This window comes from Streptomyces sp. NPDC094143 (assembly GCF_040303825.1).
In the GTDB taxonomy this organism is placed as follows: domain Bacteria; phylum Actinomycetota; class Actinomycetes; order Streptomycetales; family Streptomycetaceae; genus Streptomyces.
On the sequence record NZ_JBEOTZ010000030.1, the window covers coordinates 1 to 20452 of the forward strand.

Here is a 20452-nt window from a genome sequence, read left to right on the forward strand (position 1 = left end):
GTCGTCCCGCGGTAGTTGGTTGGGCCCCGGTCCGGCAGCCCCGTCAGTGCACCACCCGGGGAACCGTGGGTGTCACACCCGCGGCTTCTCGCGCATCTCGTACGTCGCGATGACGTCGTCGACCTTGATGTCGTTGAAGTTGCCGAGGTTGATACCGCCCTCGAACCCTTCGCGGATCTCGGTGACGTCGTCCTTGAAGCGACGCAGGCCCTCGATGTTGAGGTTCTCCGCGACCACCTTGCCGTCGCGGATGAGGCGGGCCTTGGTGTTCCGCTTGACCTCGCCGGAGCGGATGAGAACACCCGCGATGTTGCCCAGCTTGGACGACTTGAAGACCTCGCGGATCTCCGCCGTGCCGAGCTCGACCTCTTCGTACTCCGGCTTGAGCATGCCCTTGAGGGCCGCCTCGATCTCCTCGATCGCCTGGTAGATGACCGAGTAGTACCGGACGTCCACGCCTTCGCGCTCGGCCATCTGCTGCGCACGCCCGGCGGCGCGCACGTTGAAGCCGATGACGATGGCGTCGGAGCCCATGGCCAGGTCGATGTCGGACTCCGTGACCGCACCGACGCCGCGGTGCAGGACGCGGATGTCGACCTCTTCGCCGACGTCCAGCTGGAGCAGGGAGGACTCCAGAGCCTCGACCGATCCGGACGCGTCGCCCTTGATGATCAGGTTCAGCTGCTGGATCTCGCCGGCCTTCAGCACCTTGTCCAGGTCCTCCAGCGACACGCGGCGCGTGCGCTTGGCGAACGCGGCGTTCCGCTCGCGGGCGGCTCGCTTCTCCGCGATCTGGCGGGCCGTACGGTCCTCGTCGACCACGAGGAAGTTGTCGCCCGCGCCGGGGACGTTGGTCAGGCCCAGGACCTGGACCGGCGTCGACGGGCCCGCCTCGGTGACGAGGTTGCCGTTGTCGTCGTGCATCGCCCGGACTCGGCCGTACGCGTCGCCGACCACCATGGTGTCGCCGACCCGCAGCGTGCCGCGCTGGACGAGGACCGTCGACACGGCACCGCGGCCGCGGTCGAGACGGGACTCGATCGCGATGCCCTGCGCGTCCTGGTGCGGGTTGGCCCGCAGGTCGAGCGAGGCGTCGGCCGTGAGGATCACGGCCTCCAGCAGGGAGTCGATGTGCAGACCCTGCTTGGCGGAGATGTCGACGAACATCGTGTCGCCGCCGTACTCCTCGGCCACCAGCCCGTACTCGGTGAGCTGACCGCGCACCTTGGTCGGGTCGGCGCCCTCGACGTCGATCTTGTTGACCGCGACGACGATCGGGACCTCGGCCGCCTTGGCGTGGTTGAGCGCCTCGACCGTCTGCGGCATGACGCCGTCGTTGGCCGCGACGACCAGGATCGCGATGTCGGTCGACCGGGCACCGCGGGCACGCATGGCGGTGAACGCCTCGTGACCCGGGGTGTCGATGAAGGTGATCTTGCGCTCTTCGTCGTTGACCTCGGTCGCGACCTGGTAGGCACCGATGTGCTGGGTGATGCCGCCGGCCTCGCCCGCGATGACGTTCGTCTTGCGGATGGCGTCGAGGAGCCGGGTCTTACCGTGGTCGACGTGACCCATGACGGTGACGACCGGCGGGCGGACCACCAGGTCCTCCTCGTCGCCCTCGTCCTCGCCGAACTCGATGTCGAAGGACTCGAGCAGCTCGCGGTCCTCCTCCTCCGGGCTGACGATCTGAACCGTGTAGTTCATCTCGTCGGCGAGGAGCTGGAGCGTCTCGTCGGAGACGGACTGCGTGGCCGTGACCATCTCGCCGAGGTTCATCATGACCGCGACGAGCGACGCCGGGTTGGCGTTGATCTTCTCCGCGAAGTCGGTGAGGGACGCACCGCGCGACAGGCGAACGGTCTCGCCGTTGCCGCGAGGCAGCATCACGCCGCCGACCGACGGGGCCTGCATGGCCTCGTACTCCTGGCGCCTCTGCCGCTTCGACTTGCGGCCACGACGCGCGGGACCGCCGGGACGGCCGAAGGCGCCCTGCGTGCCACCGCGGCCACCCGGACCACCGGGACGACCACCGAATCCGGGACGGCCACCGCCGCCACCGGGACCACCGGGACGACCGGCGAAACCGCCACCGCCGCCACCGGGACCGCCGGGACGACCGGCGAAACCGCCACCGCCGCCACCCGGACGACCGGCGAAGCCGCCGCCACCGGGACGACCGCCGCCGCCACCCGGACGACCGCCGCCACCGGGACCGCGGCCGCCGGGGCCACCGCCACCGGGACGCGGGCCGGCAGCCGGACGCTGCGGCATCATGCCGGGGTTCGGACGCGGGCCGCCGGGACCGCCGCCGGGACGCGGACCGCCGCCCTGCGGACGGGGCATACCGCCCGGCGTGGGACGCGCGCCGCCCGGAGCCTGCGGACGGGGACCGCCCGCCGCACCCTGGGGACGGGGACCGCCCTGGCCCTGGCCCTGCGGGCGCGGGGCACCGCCGGGGGCACCGGGGCCGCCCGGACGCGGGGCGCCGCCCGGACGGGGCGCCTGCGGGCGCGCCATGCCGGTGGAGCCACCAGAGGTGAACGGGTTGTTGCCCGGACGGGGACCCGCCGGACGGGCGCCGGGACGCGGGGCGCCGCCACCCGGACGCGGGGCGCCGGGACGGTCGCCGCGGTCACCACGGCCCTGGCCGCCCTGGCCGGGGCCACCCGGACGGGGAGCACCCGGACGCGGCGCCTGGCCGGCCGGACGCGAGGCGCCCGGGCGCGGGCCGGAACCCTGGGAGGGCTCGGCGGGAGCCGACGGCGGGGCCGTGAACTCGGGCGTGGTCGGAGCCGGGGACGCCGGGGCGGGCCGCGGCGCGGGCTTCGGGCCCGGGGTGGGACGGGGGCCGGGAGTGGCCGGCGCGGCGGGAGCCGCGGGCTTCTCGGCGGCGGCCGGCTTGGGGGCCGGCGGGCGCGGGGCGGCCGGACGGGCGGCCTGCGCCGGGGAGGGGGCTGCCGGCTTCGCCGGGGCAGCCTTGCGTGCGGGGGCGGACTTGCCGCCTCCGTTGCCCTGCTGGAGGGCGTCCGTCAGCTTGCGTACAACAGGCGCTTCGATGGTCGAAGACGCCGAACGGACGAATTCACCGAGTTCCTGGAGCTTGGCCATGACGACCTTGCTCTCGACACCGAACTCCTTGGCGAGTTCGTAGACCCGGACCTTAGCCACTTCGCTCCTTTGAGGTCCGGGTTGCGTCCGGACCGTCGCTAGTTCATGGGCGTACTCATCGCGTACTCATCGAGTGCTCATCGCAATCTCGACCTGCTTTCGACTCGCGAGGTACCTAGACCACACGGGGTTCCGTGCGGCACGTTCTTACGGTGTTGCCCGATCGGCAACTGTTGTCTGCTCGACGTATCGGCGCAACGCCTTTGTGTCGAGCGCTCCGGGGACGCGCAGTGCCCTCGGAAACGCCCGGCGGCGTACCGCCTGGTCCAGACAGACCTGGGCGGGGTGTACGTACGCACCCCGGCCGGGCAGCGTACCGCGTGGATCAGGGACGCACGCGTCCTCGATCGCCACGATCCGCAGCAGTTCAGTCTTGGCCGCTCGCTCCCGGCACCCCACGCAGGTGCGCTCGGGGCATACTCGGTCGCGTGTCCGGCCAGACACAGTTAAGTCTACCTCCCCTTACGCGCCTCACCCCTGCGGGGCAGCATTCGAACGAATGCAGCGCGTGAACCTGTCGTGATCTGAACGACTCACGGCTTGGATCCATTCCCCGGATGTGGCCTGGATCCAGCGTCGATCTTCGGCCGATCTGCCCGCGCCTACTCCGCGGCCGGTTCCGTGTCCGGGCGGATGTCGATCCGCCAGCCGGTCAGCCGGGCCGCGAGGCGGGCGTTCTGGCCCTCCTTGCCGATGGCCAGGGACAGCTGGTAGTCGGGCACGGTCACCCGGGCAGACCGGGTCGACATGTCGACGATCTCCACCTTGGAGACCCGGGCCGGGGAGAGCGCGTTCCCCACCATCTCGGCCGGGTCGTCCGACCAGTCGACGATGTCGATCTTCTCACCGTTCAGTTCGCCCATCACGTTGCGCACCCGGCCGCCCATGGGGCCGATGCAGGCGCCCTTGGCGTTCAGACCGGACCGGGTGGACCGTACGGCGATCTTGGTGCGGTGACCGGCCTCACGGGCGATCGCGGCGATCTCCACGGATCCGTCGGCGATCTCCGGCACCTCCAGGGCGAACAGCTTCTTCACCAGATTGGGGTGCGTGCGCGACAGCGTCACGGACGGGCCGCGGACGCCCTTGGCCACCCGGACGACGTACGACCGCAGCCGCATGCCGTGCGGGTAGGTCTCGCCCGGCACCTGCTCCTGCACGGGCAGGATGGCCTCCAGCTTGCCGATGTCCACCAGCACGTTCTTCGGGTCGCGGCCCTGCTGGACCACACCGGTGACGATGTCGCCCTCGCGGCCGGCGTACTCGCCGAGCGTCGCGTCGTCCTCGGCGTCGCGCAGGCGCTGCAGGATGACCTGCTTGGCCGTGCTGGCGGCGATACGGCCGAAACCGGACGGGGTGTCGTCGAACTCGCGGGGCTCCTGGCCCTCCTCGAGGTCGTCGGGGTCCTCCTTCGCCCACACGGTCACATGGCCGGTCTCCCGGTTCAGCTCCACGCGCGCGTGGCGGCGGCTTCCCTCGGTGCGGTGGTAGGCGATGAGGAGGGCCGACTCGATCGCCTCGACCAGCAGGTCGAAGGAGATCTCCTTCTCCCGCACCAAGCCCCGCAGGGCACTCATGTCGATGTCCATGGCTACGCCTCCTCTTCCTTCTTGTTGTCCTTGCGGCTGAACTCGACCTGGACGCGTGCCCGGACGATGTCGTCGAAGGCGAGTCTGCGCGCGGTGGCCTTGCGGCCCTTGACCCCGGGCACCTCGGTGTCGACGCCGTCGTCGTCGACCTTCAGGATCCTGGCGACCAGCTCGCCGCCCTCGGCCAGCTGGAACTTCACCAGCCGGTCCGTCGCCCGGACGTAGTGCCGGTGTTCCGTGAGGAGGCGCTCCGCGCCCGGGGTGCCGACCTCGAGGGTGTACTCCCCCTCGCCCATCGCGTCCGTCTCGTCGAGCTTCGCCGAGAGCGCGCGGCTCACATCGGCGATCTGGTCCAGGTCCGCACCGGTGTCCGAGTCGACGGTGACGCGCAGCACACGCTTGCGGCCGACGGAGTCCACTTCGATCTCTTCGAGATCCAGGCCCTGGGAGGCGACGAGCGGTTCCAGCAGTTCCCGCAGCCTCTCGCTCTGGGTGGTGCTCATCCGGGTGACTCCTCGGCCGCGTGTGCTGTTGTGGGATGGGTCGCGTGTCTGGTCAAAGGGTATCCGGTCGCAGGGAGTGTTGCCGTCCACCGGGTCACGAACGGTGCCGCTGAGTGGTCCCGGGCGAGGGCCCGGGTACCGTGATCACGGGCGTGCAGCCCTTGCGGTCGCTTCCCTCCCGCACCCTCTCGCAGGTTTTTCCACCACGAGCCCCGAGGACGTCTGACGTGCCGTTCCCCTCATCGCCGCGCGCCCGCTCGGGGCCGCGCAGAAGGAGTCTGCTCGCGGTCGGCCCCGCGGCCCTCGCCCTGGCGGGCTGCACCGCCGGTACGGAGGGGTCCGCGGACTCGGGCGACGGCCCCTCCGCCGCCGAGCGCCGGGCACGCGCGCGTGCGGCCCGGGACAGCGAGGGGCTCCTGGAGCGGTACGACGCGGTGATCGCCGCCCGGCCTGCGCTGGCGGGGCGTCTGGGACCGCTGCGGGAGGACGTGGTACGGCACGTCCAGGCGTTCGGGGGTGGCCGAAAAGCATCGCCCTCGGCGCCGGTCCCGGCGTCCGGTTCGTCCTCCCCGTCCGCTGCGGCCTCGCCGTCGGCCGCCGTGCCGGGCGACGACAAGGAGGCCCTGGCCGGGCTCGCCGCCGCGGAGCGTGAGCTCGCCGACCGGCGGTCCGAGGAGTTGCTCGGGGTGCCGGGCGAGCTGGCGCGGCTGCTGGCGTCGGTGGCGGCGGCCGGGGCGGCGCACGTGTACCTGCTGACGAAGGGCGAGGAGTGAACGAGGCGAAGGACCGGGAGCTGCGGGCCCTCCAGGCGGCCCTGGCGGCCGAGCACGCGGCGGTCTACGGATACGGGGTCGTCGGCGGCAGGATCGGCGACGGGCAGCGCGCCGAGGCGCGGACGGCGCACGACGCGCACCGGGCCCGCCGGGACGCGCTGGTGCGTGAGGTGAAGGACCTGGGCGGCCGGCCGGTGGCGGCGGCCGCCGGGTACGCGCTGCCCTTCGCGGTGCCGGACGCGGCGGCTGCCGCGCGGCTCGCCGCCGAGCTGGAGGACCGGGTGGCCGGGGTCTACTCCGACCTGGTGCGGGCCGCGGGCGGCGAGCGGCGGGACCTGGCCGCCGAGGCGCTGCGGGAGGCGGCGGTGCGGGCGGTGCGCTGGCGCGGGGAGAGCGTAGCCTTCCCTGGGCTCGCCGAGCGGGCGGGCACGGCCCCGCCCTCGGCGGCGCCGACGGCGTGACCCGCGCGGGGCACGCACCGCCAAGAGCACGAAGGGAACGACTCGCGCATGGTTCTCGAACCGCCGCAGCGCCTGGTCAGGGCGCTCGGTGAGACGGCCCCGGACGGTGACGACTGGCTGGAGAAGCTGCCCGAGGCGGCACAGCGGGCCGTCGCGCGGCGCGAGTTGACCGTGGAGCGGGTGCAGGTGCCCGGGGGGCGCAGCAGCCTGGTCGTGCTGGTGCGCAGGGCCGACGGGTCGCCGGCCGTGCTCAAGCTGGTACCGGGGCGGTCCCGGCCGGAGGCGGAGCGGGCCGCGCTGGCGCACTGGGCCGGGCGGGGTGCCGTGCAGCTGCTCGAACCGCCGCTGGGCTCCCGGCCGGCCGCGGACGGCGAGGTGTCCTCGTCGGCCGAGGGGGTGCTGCTGCTGGAGCGGCTGCATCCGGATGTGTCGGTGCGGTCCCTGCCGGAGGCGAAGGCGCTGCTGGAGGCGGCGGGGACGCTGCGGCGGCTGTGGGTGGAGCCGCCCGCCGGTTTCCCCTTCGAGACGGTGGCCGAGCGGACGGGGCGTCAGGCCGAGGCGATGCGGGCGCGGGCGCAGGCGGATCCCGAGGTGGCCCCGCTGGTGGACCTGGCGCTCGCGGCGCGCGAGGAACTGCTGGCCGCCCCGCCCGAACGCCGGTTGCTGCACGGCACGTTCCGGCAGAGCAAGGTGCTCGCCGGGGAGCGGATGCCGTGGCTTGCCGTGGGGCCCGACCCGGTGGTCGGCGAGTGCGCGTTCGACCTGGCCCGGCTGGTCCGCGACCGGGTGGAGGATCTGATCGCTCAGCCGTCCGGCGCGGCGACGACCCGGCGCCGGGTGAAGCGGCTGGCCGAGTCGCTGGACGTGGACCAGGAGCGGCTGCGCGGCTGGACGCTGTTCCGGGCCGTGGAGTCGGGTGTGCGGGCGGCGCGGGTGGGGCGGCCCCGGGACGCGGAGCTGCTGCTGGAGTTCGCGGGCTGGCTGTGAGCGCCCCGGTCTCCCGGAGCGCTCACCCGGCCACCGCCGCGGGCTTTACGCCGTGAGGCGGGCGATGGCCTCCTCGACCGTCAGTTCCTCGCGCTCGCCGGTGCGGCGGTCCTTCAGCTCGACCACGCCCTCGGCGGCGCGGCGGCCCGCGACCAGGATCTGCGGGACCCCGATCAGCTCGGAGTCGGTGAACTTCACGCCCGGGGAGACGCCCGCGCGGTCGTCGACCAGGACGCGGACACCGGCCGCGGCCAGCTTCTGGGAGATGTCGAGCGCGAGTTCGGTCTGCAGGGCCTTGCCGGCGGCGACCACGTGCACGTCGGCCGGGGCGACCTCCTTGGGCCAGCACAGGCCCTTGTCGTCGGCGCTCTGCTCGGCGAGGGCGGCGACCGCGCGGGAGACGCCGATGCCGTAGGAGCCCATGGTGACGCGGACCGGCTTGCCGTTCTGGCCGAGGACGTCGAGCTTGAGGGCGTCGGCGTACTTGCGGCCCAGCTGGAAGATGTGGCCGATCTCGATGGCGCGGTCCAGGACGAGGCCCGTGCCGCACTTGGGGCAGGGGTCGCCGTCCTGCACGACGACGACGTCCACGTAGGCGTCGACCTCGAAGTCGCGGCCCGCGACGACGTTCTTGGTGTGCGTGCCGGCCTGGTTGGCGCCGGTGATCCAGGACGTGCCCGGGGCGACGCGCGGGTCGGCGATGTAGGTGACCTTGTCCAGGCCCTGGGGTCCGACGTAGCCGCGGACCAGGTCGGGGCGGGCCGCGAAGTCCGTCTCGGTGACCAGCTCGACGGTGGCCGGGGCGAAGTGCGCCTCGACCTTGTCCATGTCGACCTCGCGGTCGCCGGGGACGCCGACGGCGACGATCTCGCCGTCGACCTTCACGAGGAGGTTCTTCAGCGTGGCCGAGGCCGGGACGCCGAGGGAGGCGGCGAGGGTCTCGATGGTCGGGGTGTCCGGCGTGGGGATGTCCTCGGCGGCCGGGACGTCCGCTGCGTCGACGGGCTTCAGCTCGTACGTGATCGCCTCGGTGTTGGCGGCGAAGTCGCAGTTGGGGCAGTCGGCGAAGGTGTCCTCGCCGGCCTCGGCCGGAGCCAGGAACTCCTCGGACTTGGAGCCGCCCATGGCGCCCGCGGTCGCGGCGCAGATGCGGTAGTCCAGGCCGAGGCGGGCGAAGACGCGCTGGTAGGCCTCGCGGTGCAGGGCGTAGGACCGGGCGAGGCCCTCGTCCTCGGTGTCGAAGGAGTAGGAGTCCTTCATCAGGAACTCGCGGCCGCGCAGGATGCCGGCGCGCGGCCGGGCCTCGTCACGGAACTTGTTCTGGATCTGGTAGAGGATCACGGGCAGGTCCTTGTAGGAGGACGCCTGGTCCTTCACCAGCAGGGTGAAGATCTCCTCGTGGGTGGGACCGAGGAGGTAGTCGCCGCCCTTGCGGTCCTGGAGGCGGAACAGCTCGGCGCCGTACTCGTTCCAGCGGCCGGTCGCCTCGTAGGGCTCGCGCGGCAGCAGGGCGGGGAGCGATACCTCCTGGGCGCCGATGGCGTCCATCTCCTCGCGCACGATGCGCTCCACGTTGGAGAGGACCTTCTTGCCGAGGGGCAGCCAGCTCCAGATGCCGGCGGCGGTGCGGCGTACGTAGCCGGCGCGGACGAGGAGCTTGTGGCTGAGGACCTCGGCGTCGGCCGGGTCGTCGCGCAACGTCTTCGCCAACAACTGGGACATGCGCTGGACCGGTGCGTTCGCCATGGTTTCTCTGCTCCTGCTGCTGGGGGTCCCCCGCTCGAGCGGGGCCGAGAGTGGGGGAAGGTGTTGGCAGGAGGTTATCCGGGCGGTGCTGGGCGGCGGAAATCGGTTAACGGCGCAGCAGCGGGAGGGGGGCGCCCATCACGGCGTAGGGCTTGGGGGCGCTCGGGAAGAGCACCTGGCGGGCCAGGTCCCGGTAGCCCAGGGAGCGGTACAGGGCGCGGGCGGGGCTGTCGGTGTCGATCGCGGAGAGGATCGAGCGGGGTTCGTCGGCTCCGTCGGTGATCGTGGTGATCAGGGAGCGGCCGATGCCGCGGTTCTGGTGGCCGGGGTGCACGTGCAGCTCGGTGATCACGAAGGAGTCGTCGAGCCAGTGGTCGTGGTGCTGGGCGCGCAGGTAGGGCTCCACGACGGTGGACCACCAGTGGGTGCGGTCGTTGGGCATGCCGTAGACGAAGCCGACGAGGCGTCCGCCGGTGGTAGCGCCGAGGGCGCGGGCGCCGGGATAGGTCATGTGGCGCAGGACGATCTGGCGGCGGACGGCGACTTCGTCCGGGCCGAGGCCGAAGGCGACGGCTTGGACTGCCAGGGCCTCGTCTACGTGGGCGGAGAGGTCGAGGGGGCCGATCACCAGGTCCATGGCGGGGAGCCTACAGGGGGGTTCCGGTCGTCGTCCGGGCGCTTCAGAACAGAACGCTCATGAAGGCGCCGACCTCCTGGAAGCCCACGCGCTGGTAGGTCCTCCTGGCCGCCGTGTTGAAGTCGTTCACGTAGAGGCTGGCGACCGGGGCCACGTCCGCCAGGGCGTAGCGCAGCACGGCCGCCATGCCCGGGGCCGCCAGGCCGGTCCCCCGGTACTCGGGGGCCACCCACACGCCCTGGATCTGGCACGCGCGGTCCGTCGCGGCGCCGATCTCGGCCTTGAAGGCGACCTTGCCGTCCGCGTCGAAGCGGGCGAAGGAGCGTCCGGAGCCGACGAGTTCGGCGACCCGGGCCTGGTAGAGCAGGCCGCCGTCGCCGGCCAGCGGCGAGACCCCGACCTCCTCGGTGAACATCGCCACGCACGCCGGCAGGATCGTTTCCATCTCGTCCTTGCGGACGCGGCGCACGTACGGGTCGGGGGTGACGTCGTCCGGCAGCCGGTCGGTGACCATGAGCGGCTGGTGGCGGCGGACCTCGCGGGCCGGACCCCAGTGGGGCTCCAGGAGGCGCCACAGGTCGCCGGTGGGCCCGGACGGGCCGACGATGGAGGAGCAGCGGCGGCCGGAGCGGCGGGCGCGGTCGGCGAAGGCGCGGACGGCACGCGGACCGGCGCAGATCGGGACGAGGTTGGCACCCGCGTAGCACAGGGAGGTGAGGATGCCGTCCTCGTACCAGCCCCACATCTCCCCGCCGAGCCGCCACGGGTCGAGACCGGCGATCTGCACCCGGGACGTCACGAAGGCGTTCGTGACCGGCTCGCGGTCGAGGACGGCGAGCGCGGCGTCCAGGTCGCTCGGTTCGAGGACCCGTGAGGTGGTCTGCGTCAACACGTGCGGGGCCTCACACACTGGGGTCGGCTGGTCTCCGCACTATAGCTGCGGTGCTGGGGCGGGGCGCCGTGGAGCTCGGGAGTGACGGTCTGCCGGCGGATCGGGTGCGTGGCGGCTTGTCGCGCCCACGCGGCACAGCCGCGTACCGATCACGGCCCCGCCCCGCCGACGGCATGAAGAGGCTCAGCCCCGCCGACGGCATGAAGAGGCTCAGCCCCGCCGACGGCATGAAGAGGCTCAGCCCGCGACCGCCACCGACGGTTCGCCGGAGGCCACGCCGTCCTTCTCCATCTGCTCGGCCAGCTTCATGGCCTCCTCGATGAGGGTCTCCACGATCTTGGACTCGGGGACGGTCTTGATGACCTCGCCCTTGACGAAGATCTGGCCCTTGCCGTTGCCGGAGGCGACGCCGAGGTCGGCCTCGCGGGCCTCACCGGGGCCGTTGACGACGCAGCCCATGACGGCGACGCGGAGCGGGACATCCATGCCGGTGAGGCCGGCGGTGACCTCTTCGGCCAGCTTGTAGACGTCGACCTGGGCACGGCCGCAGGAGGGGCAGGAGACGATCTCCAGGCCGCGCTGGCGCAGGTTCAGCGACTCCAGGATCTGGATGCCGACCTTGACCTCCTCGGCGGGGGGCGCGCTCAGCGACACCCGGATCGTGTCGCCGATGCCCTGGGAGAGCAGGGCGCCGAAGGCGACCGCCGACTTGATGGTGCCCTGGAAGGCGGGGCCGGCCTCCGTGACGCCGAGGTGCAGCGGGTAGTCGCACTGCTCGGCGAGCTGCTTGTACGCCTCGATCATGATGACCGGGTCGTTGTGCTTGACGGAGATCTTGATGTCGCGGAAGTCGTGCTCCTCGAAGAGGGACGCCTCCCACAGGGCCGACTCGACCAGGGCCTCGGGGGTCGCCTTGCCGTACTTCTGCAGCAGGCGCCGGTCGAGGGAGCCGGCGTTGACGCCGATGCGGATCGGGGTGCCGTGGTCGCGGGCCGCCTTGGCGATCTCCTTGACCTTGTCGTCGAACTGCTTGATGTTGCCGGGGTTGACGCGGACCGCCGCGCAGCCGGCCTCGATCGCGGCGAAGACGTACTTCGGCTGGAAGTGGATGTCGGCGATGACCGGGATCTGCGACTTGCGGGCGATGGTGGCCAGGGCGTCGGCGTCGTCCTGGGTGGGGCAGGCGACCCGGACGATCTGGCAGCCGGAGGCGGTCAGTTCGGCGATCTGCTGGAGGGTCGCGCCGATGTCGGACGTGCGCGTGGTGGTCATCGACTGGACCGAGACGGGGGCGTCTCCGCCGACCGCCACGGACCCGACCTGGATCTGGCGGCTCTTCCGGCGCTCGGCGAGCTTGGTCGGAACGGACGGCATGCCGAGAGAAATCGCAGTCATCTGCTGTGCAACCCCAAGTCGTGGATCAAGGTCCGGTCCCGTGAGCAGCGGGCTCCGAGCTTCGAGATTACGGCACCGGCACGGGCGCGGGCACATCCCACCCGCGGTGCCACCCGATGGGAGGCGGCCCGGCCGAAACCCTGCCGGACCGCCGTGAACTCCGTATGACTAGGAGATTCTCACCGGGTTCACCACGTCCGCGATCAGGACGAGGATCGTGAAGCAGATGAAGATGCCCGCGACCACGTAGGCGACCGGCATGAGCTTCGCCACGTCGAAGGGGCCCGGGTCGGGGCGGCGCAGCAGCCGGGCGAGGTTGCGGCGCAGCGACTCCCACAGGGCGCCCGCGATGTGGCCGCCGTCGAGCGGCAGCAGCGGCAGCATGTTGAACAGGAACAGGGAGAGGTTGAAGCCGGCGACCAGCATCAGGGCCATGGCCAGCTGCTGGGTGGGCGGGATGTCGAGGGTGAAGATCTCACCGCCGACGCGGGCCGCGCCGACCACGCCCATGGGTGAGTCGGCCTCGCGCTCGGCGCCGTCGAAGGCCGCGTTCCACAGGGCCGGGATCTTGCCCGGGAGGGCGGCGAGGGAGTCGACGGCCTCGCCGATCCGGTCGCCCATCCACGTCACGGAGTCGCCGAAGTCCTGTTTGACCACGCCGGTGGCGGCGCTGAAGCCGAGGAAGCCGGCCTGGACGTACTGCCCCTCGACGATCTGACCGCCGGCGTCCTTCTTGGCGACCTGGTTCGTGGCGATCTTCGCGTGCAGGGTGACGGCCCGGCCGTCCCGCTCGACGACGATCGGCACCTCCTTGCCGGGGTTGGCGCGGATCAGGTCGGACAGCTCGTTCCAGTCGTCGGTGCGGGTGCCGTCGAAGGAGACGATCTTGTCGCCCGCCTTGAGGCCGGCCGCCGCGGCCGGGGAGGCCGGGTCGCCCTCCACGCACTTGTCGCGGTTCTCGCTCTGCGCGATGACGCACTGGGAGACCGAGCTGACCGAGGTGGTCTGCTGGGTGATGCCGAAGCCCATGAGGACGGTGAGGAAGAGCACCACCGCGAGGATCAAATTCATGAAGGGGCCGGCGAACATCACGATCACGCGCTTCCAGGGGGCGCGCGTGTAGAACATGCGGTTCTCGTCGCCCGGCCGGAGCTCCTCGTAGGCGGCGGAGCGGGCGTCCTCGATCATGCCGCGCCACGGGGAGGTGGAGCGGGACTCCAGGCGGCCGTCCGGGCCGGGCGGGAACATCCCGATCATGCGGATGTACCCGCCGAACGGAATGGCCTTGATGCCGTACTCGGTCTCGCCCCTCTTGCGCGAGAAGATCGTCGGGCCGAAGCCGACCATGTACTGCGGCACGCGGATGCCGAAGAGCTTGGCGGTGGACAGGTGCCCCAGCTCGTGCCACGCGATCGAGAACAGCAGGCCGACCGCGAAGAGGACTATGCCGAGGATGAACATCAGGGTCGTCATGCACGGGCCTCCGCCGTCTGTGCCGCCAGTTCCCGGGCCCGGGTGCGCGCCCAGGTCTCCGCTTCGAGGACGTCCGACACGGTGAGCGAGGTTCCCGCCCGCGGGGTGCCGTGCTCCTCGACGACCCGGGTGACGGTGTCCATGATCCCGTTGAACGGCAGTGCGCCCCGGCGGAACGCCTCCACGCACTCCTCGTTGGCCGCATTGAACACCGCCGGGGCGGTGCCCGCGAGTTCGCCGACGTGCCGGGCGAGGTTCACCGAGGGGAAGGCCTCGTTGTCCAGCGGGAAGAACTCCCAGGTCGAGGCCTTGCTCCAGTCGAAGGCGGGGGCGGCGTCGGGGATGCGCTCGGGCCAGCCCAGGCCGATGGCGATGGGCCCGCGCATGTCGGGCGGGGTCGCCTGGGCCAGTGTCGATCCATCCGTGAACTCAACCATCGAGTGGACATACGACTGGGGATGCACGACGACCTCAATGCGGTCGAAGGGAATGTCGTAGAGGAGGTGGGCCTCGATGACCTCCAGGCCCTTGTTGACGAGGGTCGCGGAGTTGATCGTGATGACCGGGCCCATGGCCCAGGTGGGGTGGGCGAGGGCGTCCTCGACGGTGACGTCCGCCAGCTCGGCCTTCGTACGGCCGCGGAAGGGGCCGCCCGAGGCGGTGACGACGAGTTTGCGCACGTCGGCTCGGGTGCCGGAGGCCAGGGCCTGGAAGAGGGCGGCGTGCTCGGAGTCGACCGGGATGATCTGCCCGGGCTTGGCGAGGCCCTTGACCAGCGGGCCGCCGACGATGAGCGACTCCTTGTTGGCGAGCGCGAGGGTGCGGCCCGCCTCCAGGGCGGCGAGGGTCGGGGCGAGTCCGATGGAGCCGGTGATGCCGTTCAGGACGGTGTGGCAGTCGGAGGCCGCGAGCTGGGTGGCCGCGTCCGGGCCGGTGAGGACCTCGGGGAGCGGCTCCCCGGTGCCGTACCGCGCGGTGAGCGCCTCGCGCAGGGCCGGTACGACGTCCTCCCGGGCCACGGCGACCGTGCGCACGCGGAGCCGGTGCGCCTGCTCGGCCAGGAGGGCGACCCGGCCGCCGTTGGCGGAGAGGCCGGTGACCCGGAACCGGTCGGGGTTGCGCAGCACGAGGTCGATGGCCTGGGTGCCGACGGACCCGGTGGACCCGAGGATCACCACGTCCTTCGGGCCGTCGCCCGCCACGGGGTCGTAGACGAGGTGCGGGTCGGCGAGGGGGGCTGGACTGTCGCTCATCCCTCCATTGTTGCCGTAAGGCTCGTGTGTGAGGACAGCGCGTCCCCATCCTGAGGGCGCGCGCCGCAGTGGTTCGCGCCCCCAGGGGCCCGGGTCACCGGATCGGGCGGTGGACGTTCGCCGTCTGCGACGGACCCGGGGTCGCGTCGGCGATCCAGGGGCCGTCGCCGGACGGGTCGACGATGCCCTGCTCCAGCCACGCGTAGGTGCCGGACAGGACGCCCTTGACGACCTTGCGGTCGAGGTCGTCGGTGTTGGTCCACAGCCGGGCGAAGAGTTCCTCGACGCGGATGCGGGCCTGGCGGCAGAAGACGTCGGCGAGCTGGTAGGCCTCGCGGCCGTTCTCGCCCCGGGCGCGCAGGTGCTCGGCTCGGACGCAGGCCGCGCTCATCGCGAACAACTCGGCGCCGATGTCGACGATCCGGCCGAGGAAGCCCTGCTTGGACTCCATGCGGCCCTGCCAGCGGGACATCGCGTAGAACGTGGAGCGGGCCAGCTTGCGGGAGGTGCGCTCGACGTAGCGCAGGTGCCCGGAGAGGTCCACCTCGCGCTTGAACTCGGTGTAAGAGGTGGGCAGTTGGCCCGGGCCTGCGACCAGTTTGGGGAGCCACTTGGCGTAGAAGACGCCCGCGTTCGCGCCGGCCTTCGCCTTGTCGCCGAGGGACTTCTCCGGGTCGATGAGGTCGCCGGCGACGGAGAGGTGGGCGTCGACGGCCTCGCGCGCGATCAGCAGGTGCATGATCTCGGTCGAGCCCTCGAAGATGCGGTTGATGCGCAGGTCGCGCAGCAGCTGCTCGGCCGGGACGCCGCGCTCGCCGCGGGCCCTGAGCGACTCGGCCGTCTCGAAGCCCCGGCCGCCGCGGATCTGGACGAGTTCGTCGGCCATCGTCCAGGCCATCTCGGAGGCGTACAGCTTGGCCAGGGCGCCCTCGATGCGGATGTCGTTGCGGTCTTCGTCGGCCATCTGCGAGGCGAGGTCGGTCACGGCCTCCAGGGCGAAGGTGGTGGCCGCGATGAAGGAGATCTTCGAGCCGACCGCCTCGTGGTGCGCGACGGGCTTGCCCCACTGCTCGCGGGCCGCGGACCACTCACGGGCGATCTTCAGGCACCACTTGCCGGCCGCGACACAGGAGGCGGGCAGGGACAGCCGCCCGGTGTTGAGGGTGGTCAGGGCGATCTTCAGGCCCTGGCCCTCCTCGCCGACGCGGTTGGCGGCGGGGACGCGGACCCGGTGGAAGCGGGTGACGCCGTTCTCGATGCCGCGCAGGCCCATGAAGGCGTTGCGGTTCTCGACGGTGACGCCCGGTGAGTTCGTCTCCACCACGAAGGCGGTGATGCCGCCGCGGTGGCCCTCCGACTTCGGCACCCGGGCCATGACGACGAGCAGGTCGGCGACCACGCCGTTGGTGGTCCACAGCTTCACGCCGTCCAGGACGTAGTCGTCGCCCTCCGGCACGGCCGTGGTGGCCAGGCGGGCCGGGTCGGAGCCGACGTCGGGCTCGGTGAGCAGGAAGGCGCTGATGTCGGTGCGGGCGCAGCGCGGCAGGAAGCGCTCGCGCTGTTCCTCGGTGCCGAACAGCTTCAGCGGCTGGGGCACGCCGATCGACTGGTGGGCGGAGAGCAGCACGCCGATCGCCGGGCTGGCGGAGCCGGCCAGGGCGAGAGCCTTGTTGTAGTACACCTGGGTGAGGCCGAGACCGCCGTACTTGGTGCCGATCTTCATGCCGAAGGCGCCGAGCTCCTTCAGTCCGTCGATCACCTCGTCGGGGATGCGGGCCTCACGCTCGATGAGGGCCGGATCGACCTTCGTCTCGACGAAGTCGCGGAGCTTGGCGAGGAACTCCTCGCCGCGCTGGGCCGCCTCGTCCTCGGGGACGGGGTGGGGGTGGATGAGGTCGAGCCGGAAGCGGCCGAGGAACAGCTCCTTGGCGAAGCTGGGCTTGCGCCAGTGCTGTTCCCGGGCGGCCTCCGCCACCTCACGGGCCTCCCGCTCGGTGACGGCGGGACGGGAAGAGGGGGTGGTTGAAGCGGACATGAGGGGCACCTCGCCGCATCTAGGTAGATGGAGGACCGTTTCGTTACCGACCAGTGCTACTGGATCGTTGGTACCCGAAACCGGACGCTCCCACCAGCCCTCGCGCGTCCGTTCGGCCGAAGGGCGGGGGGCGCGCGGGACACTTGAAGGGCGCCCGGTGAGGGTGTTGCATCGGGGTGTGTCCCCGAGGCCGGCCCCCTCCCGGGAATTCGGTATCGAAGCGCTTCGACAGCGTATGGACACCCGCCGTCCGCTGAAGCTACTGTCGACCCACCCTCACCCGTTCATATCAGCACGGCGCGCTGTCGAAGCGCTTCACAAAAGTTGGAGAGCCGGATGGTCACCCTCGCCGAGGTCGCCCAGCACGCCGGAGTCTCGGCGAGCACGGTGAGCTATGTCCTCAGCGGCAAGCGGTCGATCTCCTCGACCACCCGGCAGCGGGTCGAGCGGAGCATCCGCGAACTCGGGTACCACCCGAACGCCGGGGCCCGCGCCCTGGCGAGCAGCAGGTCGAACATCATCGCGCTGATGGTCCCCCTGCGCACGGACATGTACGTGCCCGTGATGATGGAGATCGCCATCGCGGTGGCCACCACCGCGCGCACGCACGGCTACGACGTGCTGCTGCTCACCGGCGAGGAGGGGCCCGACGCGGTGCGCCGCGTCGCGGGCAGCGGCCTCGCCGACGGGATGATCCTGATGGACGTCGAACTCGACGACGAGCGGCTGCCGTTGCTGCGCGCGACGGACCAGCCGTCAGTGCTCATCGGGCTGCCCGCCGACACCGCCGGACTGACCTGTGTCGATCTGGACTTCCGGGCGACGGGCGCGCTGTGCGTGGAGCACCTGGCGAAGCAGGGGCACCACGACATCGCTGTCATCGGCGAGGCACCCGCTGTCTACGAGCGGCACACTGGCTTCGCCGAGCGCACCCTCGACGGCCTGCGGTCCCGCGCGCGGGAGCTGGACGTGCGGCTGCTGCACCGGCCCTGCGAGGGCGGGTACGACGCCGTGGCGGTCACCCTCGCCCGGATCCTCGACGAACGCCCGGGCACCTCGGGGCTCATCGTGCAGAACGAGTCGGCGGTCGAGCCGCTGCTCGCCCTGCTGCGGCAGCAGGGCCGGGCCGTGCCGGAGGACGTGTCGGTGGTCGCGATCTGCCCCGACCAGGTGGCGACGCAGGCCTCGGTGCGGCTCACGTCGGTCGCCCTCCCCGCGCAGGAGATGGGCCGGCACGCCGTGGAACTCCTGGTCGCCAAGCTGGAGGGACGCGGCAGCGACGAGGTCGTGCTGCTCGCGCCCGAGCTGACGGTCCGGGCGAGCACGGGACCGGCGCCGAGCCACCCGTAGGCACCCCCGGCCCGGGCGTCTCCCGCCCGGCCGTCTGCGCACCTCGCCTCCTTTCGGGGCACCCCCTGTCCGCACTCCTCCAGGAGCACAGGAGCACGCGTGAATCTGCCTGCTGAAACCCGGCCCCAGGTGAGCCTGGCGCAGTCCTCCCCCACCGTCGGCACGTTCCGTGAGCGGGACGGCGCGCTGGAGTGGAGCGGCCGCCAGGAGACCGTGCGGATCGAGCCGTGGGGTCCGGACGCGGTCCGGGTCCGGGCCCGGCTCGGGGGCCCGATCCTCGACGGGCTCCCGGGCGCCCTGCTCGACGAGGCCCCCGCGGCACCGTCCACGGTGAAGATCAAGGACGCCGGCGGCCGGCTGACCGTGGGCGCGCTCACCGTCGAGGTGGACGCCGAGGGCCTGGTCCGCTTCCTGCGCACCGAGGACGGCGGCGAGATCCTCGCCGAGGAGCGCGCCCACTTCTGGTGGCCCGGCCCCCGGCTCTACACGGCCGTCGGCAACGGCCACCACCGTCTGGAGCAGCGCTTCGCCGCGTACGACGGCGAGAGGCTCTACGGGCTCGGACAGCACCAGCACGGGCGCCTGGACCAGAAGGGCCTGGTGCTGGACCTGGTCCAGCGCAACGCCGAGGTCGGCATCCCGGTGCTCACCTCCAGCCGCGGTTACACGCTGCTGTGGAACAACCCGGCGATCGGCCGTGTCGAACTCGCCCACAACGGCACCCGGTGGGTTGCGGACTCGGCCCGCCAGATCGACTACTGGATCACCGCGGGGGCACCGGCCGACGGGCAGCGCCGCTACAGCGCGGTGACCGGCCGGACGCCGATGCTGCCGGAGTGGGCGGCCGGCTTCTGGCAGTGCAAGCTGCGCTACCGCACGCAGGACGAACTCATGGCGGTGGCCCGCGAGTACAGGCGGCGGGGCCTGCCCGTCTCGGCGATCGTCTGCGACTTCTTCCACTGGACGCACCTCGGCGAGTGGAAGTTCGACCCCGAGGAGTGGCCGGACCCGGCGGCGATGGTGCGGGAGCTGGCGGAGCTGGGCATCACGCTGGTGGTCAGCGTCTGGCCCTCGGTCTCGCCCCTCTCCGAGAACCACCCGGTCATGGAGCAGCGCGGGTACTTCATCGGCACCCAGTACGGCCCGATGGCGCACGCCGACTGGCCGGACAAGGAGGTCGCCTCGACCGTCCAGGTGGCCTTCTACGACGCGACCAACCCCGAGGCACGGGAGTTCGTGTGGTCGAGGGTGAAGGAGAACTACCTCGACCCGTACGGCATCACGGCGTTCTGGCTGGACGCCTGCGAGCCGGAGCTGAAGCCGGGGTTCCAGGAGAACCTGCGCTACTGGGCGGGACCGGGCCTGGAGGTCGGCAACATGTACCCGGCCGAGAACGCCCGCACCTTCCACGAGGGCCTGACGGCGGCCGGCGAGACCGAGGTCGTCACCCTCAACCGCTCGGCCTGGGCGGGCAGTCAGCGCTACGGCGCCGCCCTGTGGTCCGGGGACATCGGCACCGACTTCCCGACCCTGCGCCGGCAGATCGCGGCCGGCCTCAACACGGCCCTGTCGGGCATCCCGTGGTGGAACACCGACATCGGCGGCTTCCACGGCGGCGACCCGGACGACCCGGCGTACCGGGAGGTGATGGTGCGCTGGTTCCAGTTCGGCGCGCTGTCCCCGCTGATGCGGCTGCACGGCTTCCGCGACCCGGGCATGCCGCTGGGCCCGGAGATGACCGGGGGTCCCAACGAGGTGTGGTCCTACGGCGAGGAGGCCGGGGCCGTCCTGGAGAAGTACCTGCGGCTGCGCGAGCGGCTCAAGCCGTACGTGCTGGAGGTGATGCGCGCGGCCCACGAGGAGGGGCTGCCGGTGATGCGGCCGCTGTTCCTGGAGTTCCCGGAGGACCAGGCCACCTGGTCGGTCGACGACTGCTACCTCTTCGGCCCGGACCTGCTGGTCGCCCCGGTCCTGACGGCCGGTGCCACCGCCCGGACGGCGTATCTGCCGGCCGGGGCCGTCTGGACGGACGCCTGGACGGGTGAGACGTACGAGGGCGGCCGGGCCGTGACGGTCGACGCCCCGCTGGACCGGATCCCGCTGTTCCTGCGGGACGGGGCGCGGCTGCCCGTGGCGGAGTAGCCGTGCCGGGGGGTGGCCGGGCCGATCGAGTCGTCCGGCCACCCC

General features: G+C 72.0%; 16 protein-coding genes. 5 read left to right on the plus strand and 11 right to left on the minus strand.

Annotated elements, in window-relative coordinates; genetic code table 11:
- Positions 1-72: 72 nt before the first annotated feature.
- The 4 genes from infB to rimP form a co-directional block, all read right to left on the minus strand.
- The gene (gene infB / locus ABTZ58_RS30225) at positions 73-3171 is read right to left on the minus strand and encodes a translation initiation factor IF-2 (protein ID WP_309094364.1); all 3099 of its coding nucleotides are present in this window, start codon (positions 3169-3171) and stop codon (positions 73-75) included.
- 147 nt (positions 3172-3318) lie between these two features.
- Positions 3319-3615 (minus strand): YlxR family protein, encoded by a 297-nt coding sequence (locus ABTZ58_RS30230; protein ID WP_309094363.1) that lies wholly within the window; start codon positions 3613-3615, stop codon positions 3319-3321.
- Positions 3616-3773: 158 nt separating this feature from the next.
- The gene (gene nusA / locus ABTZ58_RS30235; RefSeq protein WP_351363436.1) at positions 3774-4760 is read right to left on the minus strand and encodes a transcription termination factor NusA; all 987 of its coding nucleotides are present in this window, start codon (positions 4758-4760) and stop codon (positions 3774-3776) included.
- Positions 4761-4762: 2 nt separating this feature from the next.
- Positions 4763-5263 (minus strand): ribosome maturation factor RimP, encoded by a 501-nt coding sequence (rimP, locus tag ABTZ58_RS30240; RefSeq protein ID WP_309094361.1) that lies wholly within the window; start codon positions 5261-5263, stop codon positions 4763-4765.
- Between the two features lie 227 nt (positions 5264-5490).
- Between rimP and ABTZ58_RS30245 the strand changes: the two genes are divergently transcribed.
- The 3 genes from ABTZ58_RS30245 to ABTZ58_RS30255 are packed head-to-tail and all read left to right on the plus strand — an operon-like array spanning position 5491 to position 7484.
- The gene (locus ABTZ58_RS30245; protein WP_351363440.1) at positions 5491-6036 is read left to right on the plus strand and encodes a hypothetical protein; all 546 of its coding nucleotides are present in this window, start codon (positions 5491-5493) and stop codon (positions 6034-6036) included.
- Positions 6033-6497 carry a ferritin-like domain-containing protein gene (locus ABTZ58_RS30250; RefSeq protein ID WP_351363443.1) on the plus strand — a complete coding sequence of 155 codons (465 nt, stop codon included), beginning with the start codon at positions 6033-6035 and terminating at the stop codon, positions 6495-6497. The genes ABTZ58_RS30245 and ABTZ58_RS30250 overlap by 4 nt, the downstream gene beginning before the upstream one ends.
- 48 nt (positions 6498-6545) lie before the next feature.
- Positions 6546-7484, plus strand: coding sequence for an aminoglycoside phosphotransferase family protein (locus tag ABTZ58_RS30255; RefSeq protein WP_351363446.1), 939 nt, complete (start codon positions 6546-6548; stop codon positions 7482-7484).
- A gap of 45 nt (positions 7485-7529) precedes the next feature.
- On the opposite strand, the gene ABTZ58_RS30260 is transcribed toward ABTZ58_RS30255, so the two are convergent.
- The 7 genes from ABTZ58_RS30260 to ABTZ58_RS30290 all read right to left on the minus strand — a co-directional run bounded on the left by ABTZ58_RS30260 (position 7530) and on the right by ABTZ58_RS30290 (position 16915).
- Entirely contained in the window at positions 7530-9230 is a 1701-nt protein-coding gene (locus ABTZ58_RS30260) for a proline--tRNA ligase (protein WP_351363449.1), read from the minus strand.
- A 106-nt stretch (positions 9231-9336) separates the two neighbouring features.
- Positions 9337-9867 carry a GNAT family N-acetyltransferase gene (locus ABTZ58_RS30265; RefSeq protein WP_309094356.1) on the minus strand — a complete coding sequence of 177 codons (531 nt, stop codon included), beginning with the start codon at positions 9865-9867 and terminating at the stop codon, positions 9337-9339.
- Between the two features lie 43 nt (positions 9868-9910).
- Positions 9911-10759 (minus strand): GNAT family N-acetyltransferase, encoded by an 849-nt coding sequence (locus tag ABTZ58_RS30270; RefSeq protein WP_351363453.1) that lies wholly within the window; start codon positions 10757-10759, stop codon positions 9911-9913.
- 237 nt (positions 10760-10996) lie between these two features.
- Complete coding sequence (ispG, locus tag ABTZ58_RS30275; RefSeq protein WP_190053510.1) at positions 10997-12154, minus strand: flavodoxin-dependent (E)-4-hydroxy-3-methylbut-2-enyl-diphosphate synthase; 1158 nt, start codon at positions 12152-12154, stop codon at positions 10997-10999.
- A gap of 168 nt (positions 12155-12322) precedes the next feature.
- On the minus strand, positions 12323-13627 hold the full coding sequence (locus tag ABTZ58_RS30280) for a M50 family metallopeptidase (RefSeq protein ID WP_502996151.1): 1305 nt from the start codon (positions 13625-13627) through the stop codon (positions 12323-12325).
- Complete coding sequence (dxr, locus tag ABTZ58_RS30285) at positions 13624-14880, minus strand: 1-deoxy-D-xylulose-5-phosphate reductoisomerase (RefSeq protein WP_351363457.1); 1257 nt, start codon at positions 14878-14880, stop codon at positions 13624-13626. Before dxr ends, ABTZ58_RS30280 begins: the two co-directional genes overlap by 4 nt.
- Positions 14881-14974: 94 nt before the next feature.
- Complete coding sequence (locus ABTZ58_RS30290; protein WP_351363460.1) at positions 14975-16915, minus strand: acyl-CoA dehydrogenase family protein; 1941 nt, start codon at positions 16913-16915, stop codon at positions 14975-14977.
- Positions 16916-17251: 336 nt separating this feature from the next.
- On the opposite strand from ABTZ58_RS30290, the gene ABTZ58_RS30295 reads away from it, so the two are divergent.
- Both ABTZ58_RS30295 and ABTZ58_RS30300 read left to right on the plus strand, forming a co-directional pair.
- On the plus strand, positions 17252-18265 hold the full coding sequence (locus ABTZ58_RS30295; RefSeq protein WP_351363463.1) for a LacI family DNA-binding transcriptional regulator: 1014 nt from the start codon (positions 17252-17254) through the stop codon (positions 18263-18265).
- 99 nt (positions 18266-18364) lie between these two features.
- Positions 18365-20407 (plus strand): glycoside hydrolase family 31 protein, encoded by a 2043-nt coding sequence (locus ABTZ58_RS30300; protein WP_351363466.1) that lies wholly within the window; start codon positions 18365-18367, stop codon positions 20405-20407.
- The last annotated feature ends 45 nt before the right edge of the window (positions 20408-20452 follow it).

What these genes read in the sequence shown, in the direction of transcription:
- nusA (WP_351363436.1), bottom strand. Translation starts at nt 4,760, where the DNA reads ATGGACATCGACATGAGTGCCCTGCGGGGCTTGGTGCGGGAGAAGGAG.
- rimP (WP_309094361.1), bottom strand. Translation starts at nt 5,263, where the DNA reads ATGAGCACCACCCAGAGCGAGAGGCTGCGGGAACTGCTGGAACCGCTC.
- ABTZ58_RS30255 (WP_351363446.1), top strand. Translation starts at nt 6,546, where the DNA reads ATGGTTCTCGAACCGCCGCAGCGCCTGGTCAGGGCGCTCGGTGAGACG.
- ABTZ58_RS30260 (WP_351363449.1), bottom strand. Translation starts at nt 9,230, where the DNA reads ATGGCGAACGCACCGGTCCAGCGCATGTCCCAGTTGTTGGCGAAGACG.
- ABTZ58_RS30265 (WP_309094356.1), bottom strand. Translation starts at nt 9,867, where the DNA reads ATGGACCTGGTGATCGGCCCCCTCGACCTCTCCGCCCACGTAGACGAG.
- ispG (WP_190053510.1), bottom strand. Translation starts at nt 12,154, where the DNA reads ATGACTGCGATTTCTCTCGGCATGCCGTCCGTTCCGACCAAGCTCGCC.
- ABTZ58_RS30280 (WP_502996151.1), bottom strand. Translation starts at nt 13,627, where the DNA reads ATGACGACCCTGATGTTCATCCTCGGCATAGTCCTCTTCGCGGTCGGC.
- dxr (WP_351363457.1), bottom strand. Translation starts at nt 14,880, where the DNA reads ATGAGCGACAGTCCAGCCCCCCTCGCCGACCCGCACCTCGTCTACGAC.
- ABTZ58_RS30290 (WP_351363460.1), bottom strand. Translation starts at nt 16,915, where the DNA reads ATGTCCGCTTCAACCACCCCCTCTTCCCGTCCCGCCGTCACCGAGCGG.
- ABTZ58_RS30295 (WP_351363463.1), top strand. Translation starts at nt 17,252, where the DNA reads ATGGTCACCCTCGCCGAGGTCGCCCAGCACGCCGGAGTCTCGGCGAGC.